Genomic DNA, 2,518 nt, shown 5'->3' with positions numbered 1-2,518 from the left:
AATCTAAGAAAAAAGTCACGAAAAAAGCGAAGAAGAAATAACGAGGTTCTTTTCAGGTGGCATAAGATCTTGACTTATGCCATCAATACAAAGAAATTAATTAATATTCTTAAGCCTTTCAAAATAGTCTACAATTGCCTGAACGGCTATTCTTACTTTTTCCGACTGTACGCGTTGAAGCGTAACCAAATACATCGGGTTTTTTGGCAATTCCCATTCTGGCAAAAGTTGCACAAGTGTGCCATCAGCAAGCTCTTTTTCTATCTCAATGATAGGCTGAATAGAAATGCCTAAACCTTGTAGCGTTAAGTCTCGGCTTGCCAAAAGTGTATTGGTTTTAATACGATAATTAGGTTTAATATGAGCTTTGCCTAAAGGGCTAGAAAATTGTAAATAGTCGGGATCAAGTGAAGCAAAATAAATCCAATCCAATTGATACAGCTCATTGGGCGTTTGTGGCAAAAAATGCTTTTTGAGGTAATCTTTATGTGCCACGATGGCTAGTTTCACATCATAAATATGACGGGCGATCATATTGTCTTCCAATGCACGTGTGCCGATACGTAAGGCGATGTCTATCCTTTCTTCAATTAAATCAACCGCTTCATCCTTAAAAGAAAGATCCATGTTGAAATCAGAATGTTCTTCCAAAATCAGCTTTAAGGCTTGAATAAGCGGGGAGCGGGTTAAACCTGAAGGGCAAGAAATTCTGAGCGTACCTGTTGGAGAAGATCGCAACAGCTCGACGCTTTTTACTGCATTTTCGGCACTTTTCTGCATTTGGTTGGCATGTTGATAAAAGGCTTCACCTGCTTCTGTAAGCGATATTTTGCGGGTGGTGCGATTTAATAATTTAATTTTGAGTTGCTGTTCTAGCTTTTGGATCGACTGGGTAATTGCAGATGGCGTCATCGCCAACTTTTCTGCTGCAGCCTGCATTGAACCTTGTTCAATCACGGTCACAAAAACCGACATTGCTTTAAAATCATTCATCTTGCGTACTTTATATTATTAAGCTGAGCTAAAAAGTTTATTTAGAAAAAGCGGAATGATCAAGCAGAAAGATTCAATTACAATGCACGCTATATTTTTTGTTATATTTCTTTAACTTTATTAGGAAACATTATGAATCAAGTATTTGAAAAATTCGAAAAACTTAGCCCAGTAGTATTTTTATTAGCACGAGTGGTTATCGGCTATATGTTCTTATTACACGGTACAGCGAAATTCTTTGAATTTCCCTTCTCAATGACAGGAGGAAACGGTAGTGTTCCTCTGTTCTCAATGTATGGGGTAGGCGGTATCTTAGAAATCGGCGGCGGCTTATTATTAGCATTAGGCTTATTCACTCGCCCCATTTCATTCTTGTTAGCTGGTCAAATGGCATATGCCTATTTCTTTATTCATGTGACACCAGAAACGGTATTAGATCCGTTATCAAACAAAGGCGAAATAGCAATTATGTATTGTATGGCATTCTTACTTTTCTTAGTGAAAGGTGCAGGTTCTTTATCATTAGATGCAAAATTAGCGAATAAATAGACCGCTTATTGAGACTTTACAAACAAAGATCACTTTCATTTCAAAAACAAAACCCAATCACTGTAAAAAATGATTGGGTTTTTTATTTTTCTATAAATTGAGCACTTGTTCGTTAGAAATTAATTTGCATTTTAATTTGTCCAAATTTTTGTTTTTCTAACTGCTTGCCTTTTGTAATACCGCCATTTATATCAAATAAAATATTACGATATTTAAATTTAAGCCCTGCATTATATTGCTGTTGGTTTTCAACATTATAAGCAAAATCATATCCATTCACATTAATTTCGCCATTACCTTGATTTGCATCATATCGAGCAGACAAAATCGGTGTAATTGAAAGCTCACCTAAGTTATAGGTGTAACTTAAATCAAGTTGAGCAAAAGCCGTTTTTACAGATATTAGGTTTACTTTAATGCGATCTTGATCTAATGCAAAAGCCGAGCTTGATAAGTAGCTATAACGAACACCTACTATTGGTGTAATACCAAAATTGCCAACATTAAAGACTTTGCCAGCCGTTAAGCCTACTTGTGCTGTGTGATGATCAAATTTCGCATTATTATTAATTTGTAAGTTGTTTTGGAACTTGCCATAACCTAAATCTAACGCCCAATACCAATCATCGGCAGAATATTTAGAATAGACATTCACTTGTGCCAAAGTATTTTTACTAGTTGCCTGATCAAAGTTATTACTATTACGAACATAAGTAAATATGCCACCTAATTTTAGATTTCCCGTTACCGCTTTATCCCATCCAAGTTGAGTTTGTGAACTTTGGGAACTAAAACGATGATATTGACTTGAGGAATAATTTTCGTTCATTGAAGTATTAGATACCCAAACGTTATATTGCCCCTCATTATCCATTTCTAGCTGATTAATATGTTGAGAAATCGCTTTACCTACATTTAATACAACAAATTGTGCTTTTGCCATTGCATCAGAAATTACCGCATTTGTGTTTGTACT

Annotated in this window: 3 protein-coding genes; 1 reads left to right on the top strand and 2 read right to left on the bottom strand. The window is 35.5% G+C overall.

The features are described 5' to 3' along the window. Positions 1 to 96: 96 nt before the first annotated feature. Entirely contained in the window at positions 97 to 993 is an 897-nt protein-coding gene (locus QMF79_RS07325; protein ID WP_281773320.1) for a LysR family transcriptional regulator, read from the bottom strand. Between the two features lie 132 nt (positions 994 to 1,125). On the opposite strand from QMF79_RS07325, the gene QMF79_RS07320 reads away from it, so the two are divergent. Next, positions 1,126 to 1,542, top strand: a complete 417-nt coding sequence (locus QMF79_RS07320) for a DoxX family protein (protein WP_040218035.1) — start codon at positions 1,126 to 1,128, stop codon at positions 1,540 to 1,542. Positions 1,543 to 1,654: 112 nt separating this feature from the next. Here QMF79_RS07320 and QMF79_RS07315 read toward each other — a convergent pair. Next, positions 1,655 to 2,518 (bottom strand): autotransporter outer membrane beta-barrel domain-containing protein (locus QMF79_RS07315; RefSeq protein ID WP_281773319.1); only part of this gene is annotated, 864 nt, incomplete at its 5' end.

Origin of the sequence: Pseudohaemophilus parahaemolyticus (assembly GCF_938021905.1) — a bacterium.
GTDB classification, from domain to species: domain Bacteria; phylum Pseudomonadota; class Gammaproteobacteria; order Enterobacterales; family Pasteurellaceae; genus Haemophilus_A; species Haemophilus_A parahaemolyticus_B.
The sequence above is the reverse complement of the archived record's forward strand: the minus strand, read 5'-3'. Positions and strand labels throughout refer to the sequence as shown.

Excerpts from the sequence above, each read along its gene's own strand:
- QMF79_RS07325 (WP_281773320.1), bottom strand. The coding sequence starts at position 993 with ATGAATGATTTTAAAGCAATGTCGGTTTTTGTGACCGTGATTGAACAA.
- QMF79_RS07320 (WP_040218035.1), top strand. The coding sequence starts at position 1,126 with ATGAATCAAGTATTTGAAAAATTCGAAAAACTTAGCCCAGTAGTATTT.